Origin of the sequence: Roseofilum sp. Guam (assembly GCF_017746735.1) — a bacterium.
Classification (GTDB): domain Bacteria; phylum Cyanobacteriota; class Cyanobacteriia; order Cyanobacteriales; family Desertifilaceae; genus Roseofilum; species Roseofilum reptotaenium.
This window is the reverse complement of the sequence record NZ_JAGHZN010000016.1, coordinates 1-21,483: the sequence shown is the minus strand read 5'-3', so window position 1 is coordinate 21,483 and position 21,483 is coordinate 1. Positions and strand designations below refer to the sequence as shown.

The window sequence follows — 21,483 nt, the reverse complement described above, 5'->3', positions numbered from 1 at the left end:
TAACTCCCTATGCCTACTTTACTCAATGCCCGTTCTAAGGGCTTTGTCAATACGCCCACCATTGAGCGACTGACGAACCGCGCTCTGCGCTATCTTCAGTCTGGGTTTTCTGTGCATTTGCGCGGCCCCGCAGGAACGGGAAAAACGACTCTCGCCTTACACTTAGCAGATTTATTGAGTCGCCCCATTATGCTCATTTTTGGCGACGATGAACTCAAAACCTCCGATCTGATTGGCAACCAATCCGGATATACCCGTAAAAAAGTGGTTGACAACTATATCCACAGTGTCATAAAACTCGAAGATGAACTCCGGAAAAATTGGGTAGATTCTCGGTTAACTCTAGCGGCTAAAGAAGGGTTTACCCTGGTTTACGATGAATTTAATCGCTCCCGTCCAGAGGTCAATAATGTACTGTTATCGACTTTAGAAGAAAAATTGCTGGTTCTGCCTCCGAATAACAGTCGCTCCGAATATATTCGAGTTCATCCCCAATTTCGCGCTATTTTTACCAGTAACCCAGAAGAATACTGCGGGGTTCATGCCACCCAAGATGCGCTTTTAGACCGTCTGGTAACCTTAAATATGCCCGATCCCGAAGCCGAAACCCAGACGGCTATTTTAGTGGAAAAAATTGGCATTACCCAGGAAGAAGCCCAAACCATCGTCAATATTGTGATGGAATTTCAGCAGAAGACGGGAACTCAGAAAACTATGGGTTTGCGATCGGGATTGATGATTGCTAAGATTTGCCACGAACATCAAATTGCGATCGCTATCAACCAAGAACCCTTTCAGGAAGTCTGTGAAGATATCCTGCTCTCCCGTACCGACTTAGACCTTTCAGCCGCTTACTTGGTGTTGAAAAACCTTTTTGAGCCTCAAAACGCTCTCCCCCCTTCTCCCACTCCTGCGTCTGCTGCTCCCGAAGCGCCTCAACCTGCACAAAAAGTTTACACCTTCTTACACCAAAGCCAAGGAGCCAAATTATCAGATATCGAAAGTGCAGTTGGATTAAACCGAGTAGAAACCGTCAACATTTTGCGCCATTTAATGGAACAAGGCAAAATTCGACTCAATGAGGAGCGCAAATATATCGCTCAGTAATTCATGGGGCGATCGTAAGATAAAATTAAAAAATAAATCCGATCTCTGCGTCCCCTTGTCTCCGTGTTTTCCCTGCGTCCCCTATTCCCCAATCCCCGTGCCTGCCAACTCCCGTCCCCTAACCTCAAGCCAAAGTTCAACCCTCGCTGATGTCCTCGAAAGAGTGCTAGATAAAGGGGTTGTCATTGCTGGTGATATCTCTGTTTCCGTCGGTTCAACGGAATTACTCAATGTTCGCATTCGCCTCTTAATTTCTTCTGTCGATAAAGCCAAAGAAATTGGTATTAACTGGTGGGAGAGCGACCCTTATTTAAGCAGTCAGCACAAACAACTGCAAGAAACCAATGAACGGTTGCTAGAGCGCATCGAACAACTCGAAACCCAGCTCAAAGCCTTGAAGGGAACACCTGAAGTTGAGCCTGAGATTCAAGACTGATACAGCACGTTGCTCTGTAATGGGGGGATAGGGGGAGAAAATAATAGACTGGAAAAACTTTTGGCTGTTCTAGCGATCGCTAAAAACAGTTATGAATGTATCTTATCAGAGTCGTTCTAAATGTTGTTGCAATAGAGCTTCAATTTCTTCAACCTTGAATTCATCGGCAAAATCGATAATCAACGTGGCAAATTGTTGATATTGGCCCTCCCAAGTGTGAATTTCCTGCCAAATACTATCTATATCTGCTTGGTGAGCCAACTCGAGTAATTCTTTAAGGTATTCTGGAGGAGGCACAATAACATTTTCCTCAACTTCTGAACGTTTAGACTTGCTTGTCTCAGTTAATTCTAAACCTTCATAAATCCATTCTAAATTTAAACAGTCTGAGACGATCGCATAGAGTTCTTGAGCGTTAACCGGTTTGGGTAAAAAGCAATCGCCACCAGCATCAATTGATCGCTGTTGGTCTTTTCCCGATACCGATGCTGAGGAGACCAGAATTTTCATCTCTTTCAAATCCTGACTATGGCGAATCGCGTCAATCAGTTGGAAACCATCCATTACAGGCATGGCTAAATCGGTAATCAGAAAATCGGCTTGCCATTTTCGCAATTTTTCTAACCCTTCTTCACCATTTTCCGCCTCAATCGTCTTAAAGCCCAGCGGTTCAAGAAGATTGACCAGCACTGCTCGATTTTCCCAACGGTCATCAACGATAAGGAGAGTAAGACGTTGACCGACATAACCAATAATTCGGTTCTGTTGCATTTTCTCTAGGGATTGCTCCCAGTCATCAACTTTGGCTAAGTGAATGACAAAGGAAAATTCACTCCCTTGACCGAGTTTACTTTTGACTTCAATCGTTCCGCCCATGAGATGGACAATACGCTGAGATATGGCTAGTCCTAGTCCCGTACCTTCCGATTTCTTTTGGCGATCGCCGACTTGTTCAAAGGCTTCAAAGAGCTGGGCAAGATGCTCCTTGGCAATACCTACCCCGGTATCAATAACTTGAAAAAAAAGTTGGACTTCTTTCTCAGACTCTGATAGCACATCGATGTGCAAGGTGACAGTTCCCCAGTCAGTAAACTTAATCGCGTTACCGAGCAAGTTAATTAGGACTTGACGCAGGCGCTTTTCATCCGTAGCAATACAATTGGGCAAACGGTTACTAGGTTGATAAATAAAATCAATACCTTTTTGTTGGGCCTTAATCTTGCACATTTCCACCACACTTTGAAGTAACGTGGGCAAATGGAGAGGACACGGCAAGATTTCCAGTTTGCGAGCCTCGATTTTGGCCAGATCGAGAATATCGTTAATCAACGTCAGTAAATGCTGACCGGATTGATAAATCACATTCACTTGCTTTTGTTCTGGCGTTTCTAAAGCCCGAGAGTAGGTCAAGATTTGTGCATAGCCGAGAATAGCATTGAGAGGAGTGCGTAATTCATGACTCATATTGGCTAAAAATTCACTTTTCGCGTGGTTGGCAACCTCCGCTTGTTCTTTGGCCATTTCCAGTTCGGCGGTGCGAGTTTGTACGCGCTCTTCTAGGGTGCAAATAGATTGGCGCAGTTGGGCCGTCATACTGTTAAAGGCGCGGCCCAATGCTCGGAACTCATCAGTACCGGTAATCTTAGCTTGGCATTGCAGATCGCCAGCCGCCATGGCTGAAGCAGTTTGCGTCAGTTCTTCAATGGGGCGGGTAAACTGTTTGGCAATCCAATGACTGGCCAGAAGAACCACAATCAGAACACCCGTAGCTCCCAAAATTGCGACCAAAGAGAGATAGCTGACTGTTGCTAAGGCTTTGTCTGTAGATTTTTGAACGACGAGCGTCCAACCTAAATCTTCCAAATAGGCCTGTTTCGGATTTGGGTTTAACTGGGCATAACCGAAAATAGTATCTTCCCCCTCCCGATCGCGATCGCGACACCAACCAATGGAGGTATTGGCCAGGCGATCGCGGGTTGCTAAGGGAAGTTGAGAGCCGACACGTTCGGGTTGGGAGCTATGAACGATTATCCCTTCGCGATCGACAATGCTGAGTACGCCAACTTCATTAAGAGCCGAGAAATCTTGAAAAATATCAAGACTGTTAATACGAAAGTGTGCCTTTAAAATTCCTACTGCCGATTGGGTATTCAGCAGACGAACGGGAATCATAATTTCAACCAGAGTTTCGGACTGGCCGGGTTCAACCGCTAATTGACGAGTAGAGAACTTGCTTTTTCCATCATTCCAGATTGGATGCCACCAGTCTTGGTCCCCATAGTAAAAATTCTTGGGTAATACGCCGCCAAATGTCACTAAACTGCCGAAGCGATCGAGATAGACGATCTGAGTATGGGCGGGAAATTTGCGAATAAAACGGTCAAGATAGGTTTTTACGGGATGACCCCAAATGACCACTTGCAAGTCTTCATCGTCATTCATCCAAGCCATCTCTTGGTCTTGCAATCTTTTGGCTCGTTCACGATCGCTTAACTCATTCTTGCCAGTAAATTCTCCAAAAAAGAATGAGCCGTCTTCGGATAAATTGGTTAAAAGTTCGACTTCCCTCGCTAATTCTCCCACTAAACGCTGACTGCTCGATATTGCTAAAGCTTGGAATGATTCCCCCGTTTGCTGAGTTAGAATGCGTCGCATCTGCCAAATTACCACCCCAACCAGGGTCGTTAAAGAAATAAAACCGATAGCAACCAAAGTGACCAAGAGTCGATTGCTCAACGATCCGAGAAAGCGACGAGAAAGCATTGGCCTTGATTTTGCTGTAGGATCGAGCATTAATCTAGAGAATGAGGGTAGGGTTCATTATTTCAGTTATTGGCAAATGAACCCATCGTACTTTACCTGCAAGGATTATTGCCTGTTTAAGATTCAGGTACCATCTCAGGAATGGGATTGGGCGGTAGAGGATCTCCAGCAATGTGTGCATCAATTAATTTGACTATCCACTCGAGGGTGTATTCTGCATCCGCAACTCGATTTTCCGGGGTAACGGCTAACCAAGCATCTAATGTCGTTTCATCGACGATCAAAAGTGGGAGTTCTAGAAATTTAGGGACTTCCTTGCCGGCTGAAATTTGTTGGGCGATCCACACGGCTGCACCAGTTGCTCCTGGGGTTCCTGCTGCGGAAACGGTTTGATATCCATTGGCATCTCGCTGTTCTTGCCACCATTTTAATTCTTTATAACGATTGCCCATGAGAATAATGGGCAGGGGGCGATCGGTGGCAGCAAAGGCTTGGGCAACACCATAGCCATCTCCCCCCTGAGTGACCACAGCATCAATAGAGGGAAGAGAAGGAAGAACTTTTTCAACTTCCTCTCGAGCAATTTCTTGAGTCCAACTACCGTAAACGGAAGCCACAATGTTGAGGTCAGGGAAGGTCATTAAACCGGCACGCAGAGAAGCGCTAATATCACTATCCGCGCTGGCTCCTTTGAGTCCTCGAACTTCTAAGAGATTCCCTTGTTTGAGTCGGTTGCCGAGATAGGTGGCTTGCAGGGCACCGTAATCATTCCATACATTGGTGATATTGTAAGCACAGGGTTCGCTGAGGGTATTTCCCGCACCAATGATAATCACCCCTGCTTCGCAAGCCGATCTCACAGCAGGGTTGAGTGCGGTTACTGAAGCGGCTTCCATCACAATGGCATTGTATCCCTCGTCAACCAATTGTTGAACCTGTTTGATTTGTTTCTCAGTGCTTCGCTCTGCATCCAAAACAACATACTCAGCAAGCAATCCTTGCTTTTTCGCTTGGCGAGCGGCTTTTTCAAAGGCTTCTACACTGGTTGTTCGATAGGTTGAACGATCCAAAAAGGACATGGATAGGGCAATTTTCATATCGGAGGTATCTCCCGTGACAATCCCCGTTCCATCACTATGGGTTGTCGCCGATTCTTGGGCAATGGGTTCTTCGGGTTGGGATTGACAACCAGGTAGAACAAAAGTGAAGATGAAGAAGAATAATATTCCTTGCAAAAATAAAAAACCGGGTTTCGCGCTTGCTTTATCAGGATAGCTTTTAAGCATAAATACTCGTGTTCTTTGTTTTCATCATAATTAAAGTTTAACAAAATAGAGAATAGGAACGAATGGCAATAGAACATTTCCTAACTCTCCCTTTTACGGCTATAGCAACTATCCTAAAAGCGGGTGTAAAGCTACCATGCACCTAAATCACATCTTGTGATAAATATTGTTGCAATAAAGTCTCAATTTCTTCTATTTTAAACTCTTCGGCAAGTTCGAGAAGAGGAGCAACAAACTCTTGATAGGAGCTATCCAATTTTTCCAGTCGATCGCAGATACTGAATAGATCGGCTTTGAGAGCAAGATCGATTAATATTTTGAGGTCCTCAGGGGGAGGAATAAGTATATCTCCCGTTTGTACCCCTTGTTGGTTTCTTGACAATATTTCTGATTTTTCTTGCTCGTTGTAAAGCCATTCTAAATTCAGACATTCCGAGAGTACTACCAAGAGATCCTGAGCATCGACAGGTTTGGCTAAGAAGCGATCGCCACCTTCATCAAGGGCTTTTTGTTGGTCGGCTGGGGTGACAGATGCAGAGGAGACAACGATCTTATAATGCCGTAAGTCCTCGGCAGCCCGAATGCGTTTGAGCAATTCAAAGCCATCCATTACAGGCATGACAAGGTCAGTAATCAATAAATCGGGTTGCTCTTCCCGCAGGAGTTTTAACCCTTCTTCTCCATTTTCTGCCTCAAGGGTTTCAAATCCCAGGGGTTCGATGAGGTTGGACACCACAGCGCGATTTTCCCAACGGTCATCGACAATCAGGATAGTCCGATGTTCTCCTGCATAGCTGATAATGCGATCGCGCCAGTGATGTCCAGCATTATCACACCAGCGATGTCCAGCATTATCGCTCTGGTGAATTTCCCTCTGTTTTTGTGCCCAATCCTCTATTCTGGGGACATCAATAACAAAAGAGAATTCACTGCCTTGACCCAGTTGACTTTTCACTTCAATGGTTCCCCCCATCAGATTCACAATACGCTGAGAGATGGCGAGTCCGAGTCCAGTGCCTTCTGATTGTTTTTGGCGATCGCCGACCTGTTCAAATTCTTCAAACAGTTTAGCCAGATCCCCTTCAGTGATACCGACTCCAGTATCCGTGACTTGAAAGAAAAGCTTAGTATCTGTCTCAGATTGTTGCAATACATCGATTCGCAGGGTAACAGTACCCGAATCAGTAAACTTAATGGCATTACCGAGCAAATTAATCAGAACCTGACGCAGACGTTTTTGATCAATAGAAATGCCATCTGGCAAGCGGGTACTGGGTTGATAAATAAAATCAAGACCTTTTTGTTCAGCTTTGATTTTGCACATTTCTACAACACTTTGGAGTAAAGCAGGGAAATGGACAGGAACCGGCAATATTTCCAGTTTTCGAGCTTCGATTTTTGCCAGATCGAGAATATCATTAATTAAAGTTAGCAGATGATAACCACATTGATAAATAACATCCACCTGCTTTTTTTCTCTCGGGGGTAAAACACGAGATCGCTCTAAGATTTGGGCATAGCCAAGGATACCATTGAGGGGAGTTCGCAATTCGTGGCTCATGTTAGCAATAAAAGCACTTTTGGCTTGATTAGCAACTTCTGCTTTTTCTTTTGCCGCTTGCAATTCAGCTTCTAAGACTTTGCGCTGTTCAATCTCCCGCGTGAGGGTTTGATTCCAACAGAAAATAACGATAACACCTGTCGTTCCTCCCATGGCTACAAAAATCAACCATTTAGGAATAGTTTCCTTGACTAATTCTTTGCCTCCATACCAATTATTATAAGACTCATAATAAATAGATTGTCGATCTTCTTTCCATTGCTTGAGATAACCATCAATCGTTTCACGAAGATCAGCATATTTATTTTCTGGAGTAGCAAACGTCGAGCGAGTTGGATGAAAAACGATAGCAGTTCTTTCAATTCGATACTTTTCTTCTTCAAGATATCCGAACGTGCTATTAATAACCCCAGCATCTACTTCTCCACTTTCTACTAATTCTAAAACTGTTGGTGCTTCTGCTACATCAATTACTTCAGGTTGAATCCCAAAATCACGAGTCATTGCCTTGAAATTACGATTGTGGATACTTCCTGAAACTGCGGCAACTCGCTTTCGGTCTAAATCAGGTAAAATTTTTATATCGCTATTCGGTGCGACATAAACCGTCCCCCACTTAACAGCTACAGGTTCATGAACAAAATCAAAAATTTGGTCTCGTTTTTCTGAATAAGAAATAGAAGCCAGTAAGTTAATCTCATCATTCTCTAACTTTTTGATTAAGATTTTCCAATCTTCATGTATATATTCAATATCCCATTTCTCTCGTCTGGCAATTTCTTCTAATAAATCGACAAATAATCCTTTAGGGACTCCACTCTCATCCAAAAAAACACCAGGAGGGTTATCTGTGAACCCGACCTTTATGGTTTGTCTTGCTTTGGCAAGCTCCATAAAAAAAATACCAGATAAACCAAAGACTATGATTAAAAGAATGCGAATTCGAGAAAACATGAGAGTGCGAATATAGTTTTGTTTATGCATAAATTTGAACGTCAATGTAGATAAAGATTCTGGTGCATATTTTCTGATGTTCATTCTTTTGGTTGATCTAGGTATTGTTTTAATAACGTCTCAACTTGTTCGATTTTAAACTCTTTGGTCAGTTCAAGAAGAGGAGCAGCAAACTCTTGATAGCAGCTATCCAACCTTTCCAGTCGATCGCAGATGCTGAATAGATCGGCGGTGAGAGCAAGATCGATTAATACCTTGAGGTCTTCGGGAGGAGGAATAAGTATATTTCCCCTTTCTGCCCGTCGTCTGCTACTTTTTGGTGAAAAGTTTGATTCTTCTTGCTCTTCGTATAGCCATTCTAAATGCAAACATTCCGAGAGTGTGGCAAAGAGATCCTTTACATTGATGGGTTTGGCTAAGAAGAGATCGCCACCCCCATCCAGGGCCTTTTGCTCGTCAGCCTGGGTAACAGATGCCGAAGAAACAACAATCTTGTAGTGTTTCAAGTCCTCCGTAGTGCGAATGTGTTGGAGCAATTTAAAACCATCCATCACGGACATGGCAAGGTCAGTGATTACTAAATCTAATTGTTGCTCCCGCAGCATTTTTAACCCTTGTTCTCCATTTTCTGCCTCAAGAGTTGTGAAGCCGAGGGGATTGAGGAGGTTAGAAAGGACAGCTCGATTCTCCCAATGGTCATCGATAATCAGGATGCTACGGGGTTCTCCTTTGTAGCCAATAATGCGAGGGTTGCTTTCAATCCCTCGGTAGGTTTGTACCCAATTATCAACTAAGGGAAGATCAAGGGTGAAGGAAAATTCACTGCCTTGGCCAAGTTCACTTTTGACCTTGATTTGTCCTCCCATAAGATGGACAATGCGTTCAGAAATGGCTAGGCCCAGTCCAGTTCCTTCCGCTTTTTTCTGGACATCGCCAACCTGCTCGAACGCTTCAAACAGTTTCGTCCTATCTTCTAGGGCGATCCCTACCCCTGTATCCCTTACTTGAAGCAGTAGGGTTGCTTTGGTTTCGGACAACTCCACCACATCCACCAATAGCCTCACCGAACCGCGCTCAGTAAATTTGATGGCATTCCCAAGCAGATTAAGCAAGACTTGTCGCAGTCGCTTGTCGTCGATGGATACGCTCTCTGGGAGACGGGAACTGGTTTGATAGATAAATTCAAGTCCTTTCAGTTGAGCGCGAATTTGGCACATCTGCGCCAGGTTTTGTAAAAAGGAAGGGAGATGAAGAGGTTTAGGGACTAACTCCAGTTTGCGAGCTTCAATTTTAGAGAGGTCTAAAACATCATTAATCAGACTGAGCAAATGAGTGCCACATTGATGAATGATATTCACTCCATCCCGTTGTTGTTGCGTAGGGAGTTCGGTGTAGGACAAAATTTGAGCGTAGCCAAGAATGCCATTTAGAGGCGTGCGAAGTTCGTGGCTGATGTTGGCCAGGAATTCGCTCTTGGCGTGATTGGCTGAATCGGCTTCTTCTTTGGCCACTTGCAATTCCAAGGTTCGCTCTCGTACTCGTTGTTCGAGAGTATCAATGGAAGAACGCAGTTGTGCAGTCATAGTATTGAACGTGCGAGCTAATTCGCCAATTTCATTGTCCGATACAATGTCGGCATGAGCGTTTAAATTGCCATCGGTGATTTGCTTGGCGATCGCCGTCAATCGTCGAATAGGAGACGAAATTACATTGGCCATACCAAATCCTACCCCAATAGCGGCAAGGGTCGTTCCCAAGGCGAGAATGAGGTTATTGCGGGTTTGAGTGTTTATCGGTTGGAGGAAAACGGATTTTGGGCGCAAATAAGCAACTTTCCACGGTTGGATTTGGCTCAGTGCGATCGCTCCAGCATATTCTATATTCTTTTCTTGGGAAAGAATGGTCGTGAAGTAGGGGCGATCGGGGTTAAAATTAGCAGAAAATTCGTCAAATTGTGTCAGTTGAGTTGCGAGATCGGTAGGTAGGGATGAAGGCAAGCGATACATGGCCTGTAGCTCCTGAATCGTTTCCGATTCGGGAGGGGCAAGGAACTGAAAGCGCAGTTCTTGAGGCAAGCCACCATCATCGCGATAGCCTTGGGCCAAGCGCAAATTGTGGTTATCGAGTAAGAGAGCAAACGAAAGAGAACCCGCTAAATTCTCATGTTCGAGTATGAGATGTTGAAGTTTAGCCGCGCTGTACTGACTGCGTAGGACACCCATTACTTCTCCCGTTTGGCGATCGCGGATAGACTGGCTGAAATAGAGGTAAGGTTGGCCATCAACCTCAGAAAATTCGATGTTGGAAGCCATCGGTTCTCCCGTTTCGAGAGCAATTTGGAAATAATCGCGATCCGATTCATCTTGTCCGGTCTGAAGGGAGTAAGTATCAAGGAGGTTCTGGCCATTGGTATCGAGCAGAGCATAGGACACTAAAAAGACTTTATCTTTCGCCATCAAGATATTTAAGCTGTTCAGAGCTTGCTCTTTCAGGATAGAATTGGGTGTACTCAAATAAGTAGCAAAAGTTTCTTGTTGCGCTTCCGTAGCAATAGCGGTTAAATTAGTGCGCATCAATACATCAAGAATAACTACCGTTTGGGACGCAGCAGTATTAAGGGATTGATTGGCAGATTCAATCAAGTCTGTCCGTGTAGTGTGGTAATTCCACCAAGCAAATCCTGCCAGGGGAGTTAGAGCAATAAAGCAAAACACGCCTAACAGTTGATGGCGCAAACTGTAGTGATTAAAGAAATGTTCGAGAGAGAGAGCTTTCATGATTTTCAATTCAAGCGCTACGCGCTAGGGAATCGGGAATCGGAAGTCAGGAGTTGGGTCTTTCCTCATTACCCACTCCCCACTCCCCAGCGTGAAGCGCTATTTTAAAGGGCTTCCGTTGCTCGAGCAGCAGCTTCTGCCATGTTGCACACAGTTGTTTTAATGCTTTGTTGGTCGGTCATTAATTTTCCCAGTTCTATGGGAAAGCGATTGAAACCCAGATCGATCCAATTGGGAAGGTGAGGTTCCGTTCCCATACGATTTTCAATGGCATCCAGAGTGACATCAAAATAATTAGTCACCTGGGGGTTAGCTCCAAACCCAAGTTGTAGTCGAGGATCATTGTAGGTGCTGCGGCGAACGCTGTTGGTTTGACTCAGAATCGCCGTGCGGGTAATGACATCAGGACTGGTGAGCCATTGTAGAAATACCCATGCTGCCTCTTGGTTTTTGCTATAACGAGAGAGTGCCAGGCTACTCCCTCCTTGATGGCTAATACCCGGAACTTCGCCAAAGCCGCATTCGCTGGCAGGACGCAGGGTAACTTCTTGGGGACAAGGAGCCACTGCTACTCTTCCCGATATTGGGGAGCCAGATGAGCTTTCAAACCATGGAAACCATTCTCCCCAAGAAATCATGATAGCGGCGCGACCTTGGCGAAAGGCTTCTGCTTCCCCATACCAATCCCAGGTTGTTGCAGCCGGAGGAGCATAGGGTCGTTGAGCGAGCATGTATTCGATTCCGGCGATCGCCCGATCGTCGTTAATAGCGGGAGTTCCATCTGCATAATAAATCGATCCACCATGGGCCCATAACCAAGCCGTCATACTACAATGCAAGCTGTAATGCCCTACTTTCCACTGTCCTAGCGTTCCATAGATTTGAGGCGCTTTGGCTTCGCTAATCGCTTTGATCGTCGCCAAGTAGTCTATCATTGTCGTTGGAACAGATAACCCCAATTCTTCCAAAACATCCGGGCGGTAGAACATAATAAAAATAGGGATGTCGTAGGGAATTGCAGCCAAGTTTCCTTGATAAGATGCAACATTAGCCACCAAAGACGGGAAAAAATCCTCAAAATCATAGTTGGGATATCGCAGCTCACTGTTTTCCAGCAATTCTTTGGGATTGACCCCAATATTGACAAAACGACCGATCCAAGCTTGATCCCAATACATGATGTCGTAGGTTCCCGCTTCTCTAGCTATGTCTTGCTCGATTCGTCCCAGAACGCGATCGAGGGGTAATATATCCCATTGCACGTCGATTCCCGTTAGGGTAGTAAATTCATCTTGCATTAATTCCCTCGCGGCTTTTGTAGCAGGGACATCTTCTATAATCAATCGTAGAGTTGTGCCGGAAAAGGTTTTTCCGACATCTTTGAGAAAGTAATAGGCATCGGTTCCGATGACACCTGCCGATTCCAAACCGCGCGTCTCTTCGAGGGATAATTGAAGGAGAGAAGATTGGGACAAACGGCGGCAGGCTTTCAATGCAGAAGTAGCACTCCATCCCAACGCAGCTAATGTTCCCCAGCGCAAGACATCACGTCTTTTCATAGTTTAATCTCTTGTCTCATTTTTGATGTTTCAGGAAGAGGAGTATGGGGGCTTTCGAGTTGACAGAGGATTAACCCTTGATTCCCCAAATTGACGATCGCGCCATGTTGTGGCGCTGACCAGGCTTGAAGGGTTTTAGGCGATATTTATTGAGTCGGACTTGATATTTTTCAAAGGAAGAGAAATTATCAATTCTGTGCCCTGTCCTAATTCTGAAGAACAAGTTATAGTTCCACCCTGTTTTTCTGTTACAATTTGACGGGCAATTGCCAACCCTAATCCCGTCCCTTTTCCTGTGGATTTAGTGGTGAAAAATTGCTCAAATATTCGGCGCTTAATTTGAGGAGAAATGCCCACTCCATTATCTTTAATTTTAATGCAAATAAATGGCTCTTTATTGCTTGTGTTTATTTCAGTATGGAGACTGATTTTAGGAGAATCTAGATATTCCTTTGAATACTCTTTTTCACTCCTATGTTTGGCATCAATCGCTTCGATAGCATTGACCAATACATTCATAAAAACCTGATTCAATTGAGCTAGATTGCAATAAATAAAAGGCAATTCTCCATAGTCTTTGCTGATTGTAATTGCTTTACGATGGGAATTAGCCTGCAAGCGATGAGATAATAATATTAACGTATTGTTCAAACCCTCATGAAGATCCGCTTGTTTCCATTCTGATTCGTCGAGTTTAGCAAATGAACGTAAAGAAAGCACAATCCCTTTAATCCGTTCGGTTCCAACTTGCATCGATTCCAATAAATCGAAATAATCTTGTTTTAGGAAGGGTAAATCAATATTTTCTTGCCAATCTTTAATCAAAGAAGATGAATTTTGATATTCAGTTTCGTATAATTCCAGAAGATACAATATATCTCGATGATATTGAGCAGCATGTTGAAGATTGCTATGGATAAATGTAATGGGATTGTTGACTTCATGGGCAATTCCTGCCACTAATTCGCCTAAGGTCGAGAGTTTTGATTCTTGAATTAATTGCAGTTGTGTTTTTTTAAGATTGATGTGAACTTTAATGCGAGCTAAAAGTTCGGTATGATCGAAAGGTTTTGTGATATAGTCAACGCCCCCCATTTCCAATCCTTTAACCTTATTGATAGCATCAGACAGTGCAGTAATAAAAATAACAGGGATATGTTGGGTTTGGGGATCTGCTTTGAGACGGCGACAAGTTTCAAAACCATCGATACCAGGCATTTGGATATCAAGAAGAATTAAATCAGGCTGATAGTGTTGCAAGCGTTTAAGAGCGCGATCGCCATCAAGAGCTGTGGCAACAGTGTATCCCGCATTGTGTAAGGTTTCGCTAATGACTTTTAGATTGGCGGGGGTATCATCAACCGCTAAAATTTGTCCTTTATTTGACATAATTATTCTCTTGGTTAACGTTCTCTCAGTCTAAATACTGTTGCAAAAACTCCTCAATTTCTTCTATTTTAAACTCTTCGGCAAGTGCGAAGATAGGAACAGCGAACTCTTGATAGCGGCTATCCCACGTTCCAATTTCATGGCAGATTTCATTGGTATCTGCTTGGTGAACAACCATCAGCAAGGCTTTGAGGTCTTTGACTGGAGGAACAAGCATATCATCCTCTTGTATTCTTTCTTCGTTTTCGTCTGATTGAGTTTCTTCTCTTTCTTCATAAAGCCATTGTAAATCCAGACACTCCGAGACTATGGCAAAGAGAGTATTGGCATCAACGGGTTTGGCTAAGAAGCGATCTCCGCCTCCATGAAGCGCGTTTTGTTGATCTACTTGGGCTACAGATGCAGAGGAGACTACAATCTGATAATGGTGCAAGTCCTCAGCAGCACGAATGTGTTTAATCAACTCAAAACCATCCATCACAGGCATGGCGAGGTCAGTAATTACTAAATCTGGCTGTTTTTCCCGCAGGAGTTTTAATCCTTCTTCTCCGTTTTCTGCTTCAATGGTCTCAAAAGCTAGGGGTTCAAGGAGGTTGGAGACTACGGCTCGATTCTCCCAACGGTCATCGATAATCAAGATGCTACGGGGTTCTCCTTCATAGCCGATCATGCGGTTACGCCAGTGATGCCTAGCATTATCGCTGCCTTCAATCCCTTGATGTTGTTGTACCCAATTATCGACTACAGGAAGTTCAAGGATGAAGGAAAACTCACTCCTTTGACCCAAAAATTGGGTTTCAAGCCCCGCCCTTTAGCTTCGCTGTGGGCGGCTTTTCTCCTTGTTGTTGAGCGATAAATAGACGATCGCCGGTTAAATTAAGATCGAGACCCTCAAACCCTCGATTTAATCTGCGATTGGTGTAAATTGCTGGTAACACTTGCCGCACATCAGTAGCGGCATTTAGGGATACCCCTTCAGGAACCAATCGTCTCACCATCGTTCCATTGGCAGCGATATGGGCTACACTGGGGCTGTATTCGTCGCAGAGCCAAAATGTGCCATCTGGCGATCGCGTAATCCCTTCCGTATCCAATCCATTGGGATTTAAATTTAACCGGACTTGGGCGCTAAAATCATAAGGAATTTCATCATTACTGTTATTCGGCAATCCCGTGATTGGCTCTCCATCTTGGTTGCGGATAGGAATTGCATCCAGGAATTCCAGCCGTCCATTATTGCTGGAAAGTTTTTAGATCACTGGCGTATAATCAGGCACGGGAAAAGTACGGCGTTTTTCATTGCAAACAGTGATGCGATCGTTGGGGCCGCGATCAGCGATCGCATAAAATATATTATCTGGATCATTCAGTGAATGATCTAATCCTGAAAAGAGTCCGCCGATGCGAATACCACGATCATCTAACGAAAAAACAGCATTATTATTTCCGATCGAGTTTAAGGCAGCGTTAAGATATCATTGATAAATTGAGGGTTAAGACTAAAAAAATAGCAGAAACTACTGTATCTTGATCTAGAACCAATATGGCAATCCAAAGACGTTACAAATAGAGAGTGGAGAAATATTAGAACGGGTGATTAACAAACTGGCCCAACAGAGTAAACTAGAACCCTTTGCTCCAGTCGTTATCAATATTTTACGAAATTTGGTACAAGGAAAGAGACTAGAGTAATTTTGATGAACCTCAATGATATGGTCGATGTTCCCAAACCCAATCAGCCAGAACAGCTCTCCTCAGAGGAAATGCTTCAGCATAAGCTCAAAAATAGCTTATCTTATATTGGTTTAGTGGCGATCGCCTCTCTTACCGCCGTCGTGTTAAGCCAGCTCCATATTCCTGTATCTTGGCTTGTTGGCCCCATGATTTTTGGTCTCATATATGCCCTTTTTAAAGGAGAAGCACAACCGCTCCCCCCGATTTTCTCCATTGTCGGTCAAGGGATTATTGCCCTGACGACGGCCACCCGTTTCTCCTTTGATACCCTGGTTTTAGCTAAAGAATATGCCCTGCCTCTGCTCGGCTGTATAACTATTACAGGGATATTGAGTGTATTGAATGGTTATCTTCTCAGTCGTTGGGCTGGAATAGACAAAGCAACAGGTTTTTTAGGATGCATTCCGGGAGCAGGGCCAACGTTAGTTGCCCTCAGTGAAGATTTAGGAGGAGATGCGATCGCCGTTGCCTTTCTGCAATACCTACGCATTCTCATGGTATCTGTGATTGTACCGTCCCTTGTCACCTTCTCGTCTGGCGAAACGATCAGTCAACCCGTGATTCTGCCGGAGATGTCTACCTCATCAGCAACCCTTCCCCCGATTCTCAACCTTGGTATTTTAGCCGTCTGTGGTGTTTTCGGTCTCTTCATAGGAAGGGGGATAAAATTGCCGGCCGCCGTCTTTCTTGGCCCCTTTTTCCTAGGCTTAATGACCTTCTGGATACTTCCCTATCCCCTCCATGTTCCCGATCCCATTTTTGCTGCCAGTTTGTTGCTCTTTGGATTATCCATCGGTCTCAAATTCGATCGCCAAGTTGCTCAAACTCTGGTGAAATCAGTCGTCATTCAATTGGGTTTAGTGATGATCTTAATTGCCGTTTGTCTAGGCATTGGCTATGAATTTCATCAATTGACCCATATCGACACCTTAACCGCTATTTTAGGCACAACCCCAGGAGGCATTAGTGCAATAACCGCCACGGTAATCGAAATTGGTGGCAATGTGGGCTTAGTGGTGGCGATGCAAATGACCCGCATGTTCCTGATTTTATTATTGAGTCCTTGGTTAGCGGCCTCTTTATTGTCTGCTAAACCAGGGGTTTAACCGCTGATGATCGGCTATGATTGTCTAAAAATCGTGAGGAGTAGTACACATGCTAACTCGACTCAAAACTCTCATTTCCCTTGGTCTACTGGCTTCCCTTGGGGTATTTACCCTAGCATCTAAAGCGAATGCCCAGTTTAATGCCGATCCGAATCCGGTACTACCCGATCAAGCCGTGGTCTACCAATCGATTCCCGAACTCTTTGATGCAGCTTACTATAGCAATGGTGGAGACTACTTTTATCAGCGATCGTTGACTGGTCAAGTCCAAAACTTTTTAGGCCTACCTCGATTCTCCGAGCATAATACTCGCCGGAGTGCCCAACTGGTTCATATCCTCTACAAAAATATTACCCAAGTGCAAAATACCAGCACGCCTATTGTTCGCACTCAAGATTTATATAACCCCTTCGATCAAAACTTAGTGGTTTCTCCCAGTGTGTCCATAGAATCTAATCCGATCCCTCCTGCTCCTACTCCCTTTGTGCCTTTTTCTCCTCCTCCGGTAGCTCCCTTACCTCCAGCACCACCGCCTCCTGCTCCCGAACCTCAGCTCTTTTAACTTTACAAGGTGCAGTCATTCTGTAGGGAATCTAAGGTCAATCAACAAAGAAACCCGACTCTAAACTCTTCGTGAGTTAAGGTCGGGTTTCGCTGCGCCCTACTGGAATCGAACCAGTCTGAAGGCGAATTATGAGTTCGCTGCCTCCCCAATCGGCCAAGGGCGCTAGAGATTGATAGACTCAGAGTAAACTTAGGGAGTGAACGTACTTCTGGTGTCAACCTCAATCTTATGCATTATCTTAGCACAAGGTTGGAAGAACGAGAAAATAGGGAATGGGCAGAAGTCTGTGTTACTTTACCCAAGTTAGCTTACACTAATCGGATGATTAGTATCCTGACTGAATAGACTAAATACAGAGAACACCTAGGTAGACAAAGATGAGATTAAATTCTACAGTTGCGCTAACGTTAATTTTATTGTCGATGATGTTTGGTGCGGGGATTATTAGTGCGGCGCTAGGGTTTAATATTGGTCGCGAAGCGCTCAAGGGAATTACTCAGCCGGACTCTAGCCCCACCAGCACGATGGTCAATCGTCAACCGGGAACGACGGGTAAAACTTCAGTCCCAATTTTGGAGGAAGAGGAGATCTTAAAACGAGTGGATACTTATATTGAGGGTGAAGAGGCGAATGAGTCACAAGAACAGAGTTTCCAACCCACTCCAGACTCTTCTCAGCAGGCGATCGCCGAACCTAAGGAACCGACTCTCAGTTTACCCGGTTTTCCGATCGCCACTCAAGATCGAGGCGTTACCCTAGAAATCTCGGCTGCCTATCAACAACAGGATAATTTAGAACTGGATGTGAAAATTCGCAATGATAGTCCCCAGATGGTGCGCTTTCTTTATAGTCTCTTGAATATTACAGACAATCGGGGGCGCTCTTTAACGGCAACAACCTCGGGTTTACCATCCCAAGTTCCCCCCAATCATAAAGAGTTTTCCGGTAAAGTGAGTGTACCGGTGGCTCTGTTGGCAGATGCTCAACACTTGTCTATGAAGCTCACCGATTATCCCGATGAAGAGTTATATCTTCAAGTTTCTGGTATTCCAGTTGTTCGCTAAATGGACACAGAGATTCCGTTCACTCCATTTATGGGAATACCCTTTCATCTGGCTGCATTAACCTTTGCCGATGGTTCCATTCGACTCTTATCCGTTTTCTTATTAATTGCGATTAATGCCTTTTTTGTAACGGCTGAGTTTTCCATTGTCTCCGTGAGGCGATCGCGGATTCAACAATTGGTTTCTACTGGTGATGTACCTGCCCAAACGGTACAAAAGTTACACACTAATCTAGAGCGTCTCCTCTCAACCACCCAATTGGGTATTACCCTATCCAGTTTAGCTCTAGGGTGGATAGGGGAAAATACGATGGCAACAATTTTGCAAGAGGCGCTCTCGAATTCTCCCCTTTCTCCATCTCTCCGACAAAGCTTAACCCATTCCCTCTCTATTCCCCTAGCGTTTATTATCATTGCTTACTTGCAGATCGTGTTAGGGGAATTATGCCCGAAATCCGTTGCCCTATTATATTCAGAGCAATTGGCTAGGGTTTTAGGCCCACCCAGTTGGGCGATCGCCCGCTTTTTTAATCCCTTTGTTTGCATACTCAATCGCTCTACCCGGTTTCTCTTGGGTTTGGTGGGGGTTCGCTACTCTGCCCAAACCTGGCACACCCGTGTTACCCCAGAAGAGTTACAACTCATTATCAGTACGTCTACTGAGTCCATTGGTTTACAGGCTTCTGAGCGGGAACTGCTCAATAATGTCTTTGAATTTGGGGAAGTAGTGGCTGAAAATGTAATGATTCCCCGCACCAGCATTGAGAGTATTTCCTATGATGCCATGTTTCAAGATTTGCTTGATGAAGTGGCAAAAACAGGGCATTCTCGCTATCCGGTAATGGCGGATTCCCTAGATGATATTCGGGGGATTGTTAACTTTAAACAATTAGCGGGCCCTTTAGCAAAGGGAGATTTATCCCCAGAAACGGCGATTCAAGCCTGGGTACGTCCGGCACGATTTGTGCAAGAAAATACTCCAGTGTTGGAATTATTGCGATTGATGCAGCGATCGCACCAAGCGATGGTCATTGTTGTTGATGAGTTTGGCGGAACAGCGGGATTAATTACCATTCAGGATATCGTAGCCGAAATTATCGGCGATACGGAAGAACCAGATAATGGTCAAGAACCTCTCATCCAACAGCTCGATGAACAAACCTATCTGGTGCAAGCGCAATTAGATATTGAAGAAGCCAACGATATGCTGAATTTGGATTTACCCCTTGATGATGATTATCAAACTTTGGGGGGATTTGTGATTACCCAACTACAAAAAATCCCGAATGTGGGAGAAGTCCTCAATTATGAGACTCTAGAGTTTACCGTCATTAAAGCGGAAGGGCCGCGCTTAGACCAAATTCGCATCCGTCGTGATGAGCAGTTGCTTAACCCTCCTTCCCCCTTAGAAGAATAAAAGAGGAATTTCAGGCCTGCTGAACAGCAAGACAGGGGCGATCGCCCTATCGAACAATCGAGAACTTAAAGCGGGACTGACGGGTCTCGAACCCAAGTCCTAATCAGCCACTCACCTGATCGGAGTGGCTGTAACTCTTGTCCGACATACATTCAACACACTGAACCTTGAAAATGTGTTGAAAATGTGTTGAACATGGACACCTATATAAGACAGGCGCGGAGTCTGGTTGATGAGTATTTTCACTCTAACTCTATCGAAGTATCCAAATTGGTAGACCATGAGCTAGTGAGGGCTTACCTCAAGGCTTCTCAGAAGTCAACTCCCAAGGGTATTCGGATTCAGTAGCGGTAACCGACTGTATCTCCGGTTCAAAACAGCTACCAAACCAGCAACGGTTAACAATTCGTGTAACGAGGACTTCACTCGCGATGGGTGCATCAACGCCTTAGCGAAAGCCCTAGCAGTCTTTGACAAACTCAAAGAAATTGAAACAGAGTCTGAATTTTTGTCATGGTATGAAGTGGAAATCAAGGGAGCTGTTTCTCTTGAGAATGACATCATTACCATCGGCGATGCCATTGAGATTGTGAAGAACAATTACATCAATGGCTATGACAAATGTGGTAGGGATAGGAGTGAGGAGAAATTAAAAACCAACACTCTAGCAAACTACCATTTAACCTATGGAAAGCATTACGCCAAGCTCAACTTAGAACTTAGGCTAACTGGAGAAAATATCATCTCTGAAGTCATTCAAAACTGGGGACAGTTGATTAAATCCATCTCTGGTAATCAAACCTTGTGTTCCAAAGGTTTCAGGAATGCTTATACCGGTGTTCTGAAACTTTTAAGAGATACCCAACTTGATGGAGAATTAGCTAAAGTTTCCAAGCATTTTGGAACTATCCGAGTAGTTGAAAAGACCAAACAGCAAGTCATTGACCTTGAAACTTTCCTAGATTTTAGGGCTAGAGTTTTAGGACTCAATGGCTATGAATTGACCAAAGCTCAACGAAATAACATTGAATCCCGTCGGTCATGGTTCAAGGCTATTTGCTTTAACCTACTTTACGGTTTCCGTTGCTCTGAATTCAAAGCCATTCAGAATCTTGATAAACCTGTCAAACGTGGCAACCGTGTAATTAAGGCACTCTATGACCCAACCAATGATGAAAATATTGTCATTATTGGTGATGGATTTTGGGTGACTGATACCAGTGGAAAGCGTCACTATATTACAGTGAAGACTTCTAATAGAATCGCCCGACCGATGGTGCATCCCAATTACCCTAATTTGGTTGAAATGCTGGGGATTAAAGATGCTAACGTAAAATTCCCCGATAAATCCCCAAGCCCTGATACTAAACCAGACAATCTGAAAGGATTGTACTCTGATGCTATGCGGGGTCAATTAGATAGGTATGTTGACCAAGTAGGGGAAGGGTTCACCCAAACTCATGCCTTACGGCACTTGGCTAACCATCATGGCAAACTCTCTGGCTTAACGCGCGACCAACGCGCACTTTCCCTGGGACACTCTGGAGACATGAATGATAGGTACAATGAACACCTAACTGCTGATGCTGAAATTGATTTGCTCATGACTCCTATCTCCAAAGAAGCTGAAATTGCTGAACTTAAACAGAAGCTACAGCAAGCAGAAGAAACCATTCTCTTCCTGAAGAAGGAAAACGCCAGACTCAATGAACTCCTGGGAGGAAATGACGACCTCCCTAGGATTGGAAGCTAGAATAGAATCGAGA

15 protein-coding genes and 1 tRNA gene are annotated in these 21,483 nt (G+C 44.4%); 7 read left to right on the top strand and 9 right to left on the bottom strand.

The annotated features are described in order from the left end of the window. The first annotated feature begins 9 nt into the window (after window positions 1–9). Window positions 10–1,107 (top strand): gas vesicle protein GvpN, encoded by a 1,098-nt coding sequence (gene gvpN, locus J7529_RS07665; protein WP_318728497.1) that lies wholly within the window; start codon window positions 10–12, stop codon window positions 1,105–1,107. 97 nt (window positions 1,108–1,204) lie between these two features. After that, window positions 1,205–1,543, top strand: coding sequence for a gas vesicle protein (locus tag J7529_RS07660; RefSeq protein ID WP_271944494.1), 339 nt, complete (start codon window positions 1,205–1,207; stop codon window positions 1,541–1,543). Window positions 1,544–1,648: 105 nt separating this feature from the next. On the opposite strand, the gene J7529_RS07655 is transcribed toward J7529_RS07660, so the two are convergent. From J7529_RS07655 to J7529_RS07620, 8 genes are all read right to left on the bottom strand, one after another. Further along, window positions 1,649–4,306 carry an ATP-binding protein gene (locus J7529_RS07655; RefSeq protein ID WP_318728496.1) on the bottom strand — a complete coding sequence of 886 codons (2,658 nt, stop codon included), beginning with the start codon at window positions 4,304–4,306 and terminating at the stop codon, window positions 1,649–1,651. 116 nt (window positions 4,307–4,422) lie between these two features. Beyond that, the gene (locus J7529_RS07650; RefSeq protein ID WP_318728495.1) at window positions 4,423–5,592 is read right to left on the bottom strand and encodes an ABC transporter substrate-binding protein; all 1,170 of its coding nucleotides are present in this window, start codon (window positions 5,590–5,592) and stop codon (window positions 4,423–4,425) included. 142 nt (window positions 5,593–5,734) lie between these two features. After that, window positions 5,735–8,191: an ATP-binding protein gene (locus J7529_RS07645; RefSeq protein ID WP_318728494.1), complete on the bottom strand. Its 2,457-nt coding sequence runs from the start codon at window positions 8,189–8,191 to the stop codon at window positions 5,735–5,737. Continuing rightward, the gene (locus tag J7529_RS07640; protein WP_318728493.1) at window positions 8,188–10,884 is read right to left on the bottom strand and encodes an ATP-binding protein; all 2,697 of its coding nucleotides are present in this window, start codon (window positions 10,882–10,884) and stop codon (window positions 8,188–8,190) included. Before J7529_RS07640 ends, J7529_RS07645 begins: the two co-directional genes overlap by 4 nt. A 104-nt stretch (window positions 10,885–10,988) precedes the next feature. Next, a complete protein-coding gene (locus J7529_RS07635) occupies window positions 10,989–12,443 on the bottom strand; it encodes an ABC transporter substrate-binding protein (RefSeq protein ID WP_318728492.1) in 1,455 nt (484 codons plus the stop codon). A gap of 135 nt (window positions 12,444–12,578) precedes the next feature. Further along, entirely contained in the window at window positions 12,579–13,832 is a 1,254-nt protein-coding gene (locus tag J7529_RS07630) for a hybrid sensor histidine kinase/response regulator (RefSeq protein ID WP_318728491.1), read from the bottom strand. A gap of 25 nt (window positions 13,833–13,857) precedes the next feature. Continuing rightward, a complete protein-coding gene (locus J7529_RS07625) occupies window positions 13,858–14,619 on the bottom strand; it encodes a response regulator (RefSeq protein WP_318728490.1) in 762 nt (253 codons plus the stop codon). A 10-nt stretch (window positions 14,620–14,629) separates the two neighbouring features. After that, window positions 14,630–15,058, bottom strand: coding sequence for an esterase-like activity of phytase family protein (locus tag J7529_RS07620; protein WP_318728541.1), 429 nt, complete (start codon window positions 15,056–15,058; stop codon window positions 14,630–14,632). A 471-nt stretch (window positions 15,059–15,529) separates the two neighbouring features. Between J7529_RS07620 and J7529_RS07615 the strand changes: the two genes are divergently transcribed. After that, entirely contained in the window at window positions 15,530–16,672 is a 1,143-nt protein-coding gene (locus tag J7529_RS07615; RefSeq protein ID WP_318728489.1) for an AbrB family transcriptional regulator, read from the top strand. Between the two features lie 49 nt (window positions 16,673–16,721). Further along, window positions 16,722–17,234, top strand: a complete 513-nt coding sequence (locus J7529_RS07610; protein ID WP_318728488.1) for a hypothetical protein — start codon at window positions 16,722–16,724, stop codon at window positions 17,232–17,234. Between the two features lie 93 nt (window positions 17,235–17,327). Here the strand turns inward: J7529_RS07610 and J7529_RS07605 are convergent. After that, window positions 17,328–17,400 (bottom strand) — tRNA-Met (locus tag J7529_RS07605). A 214-nt stretch (window positions 17,401–17,614) separates the two neighbouring features. On the opposite strand from J7529_RS07605, the gene J7529_RS07600 reads away from it, so the two are divergent. The 3 genes from J7529_RS07600 to J7529_RS07590 all read left to right on the top strand — a co-directional run bounded on the left by J7529_RS07600 (window position 17,615) and on the right by J7529_RS07590 (window position 21,470). After that, window positions 17,615–18,301 carry a hypothetical protein gene (locus J7529_RS07600; protein ID WP_318728487.1) on the top strand — a complete coding sequence of 229 codons (687 nt, stop codon included), beginning with the start codon at window positions 17,615–17,617 and terminating at the stop codon, window positions 18,299–18,301. Then, window positions 18,302–19,717 carry a hemolysin family protein gene (locus J7529_RS07595; protein ID WP_318728486.1) on the top strand — a complete coding sequence of 472 codons (1,416 nt, stop codon included), beginning with the start codon at window positions 18,302–18,304 and terminating at the stop codon, window positions 19,715–19,717. 508 nt (window positions 19,718–20,225) lie between these two features. Beyond that, complete coding sequence (locus J7529_RS07590) at window positions 20,226–21,470, top strand: hypothetical protein (RefSeq protein ID WP_318728485.1); 1,245 nt, start codon at window positions 20,226–20,228, stop codon at window positions 21,468–21,470. Window positions 21,471–21,483 lie beyond the last annotated feature (13 nt).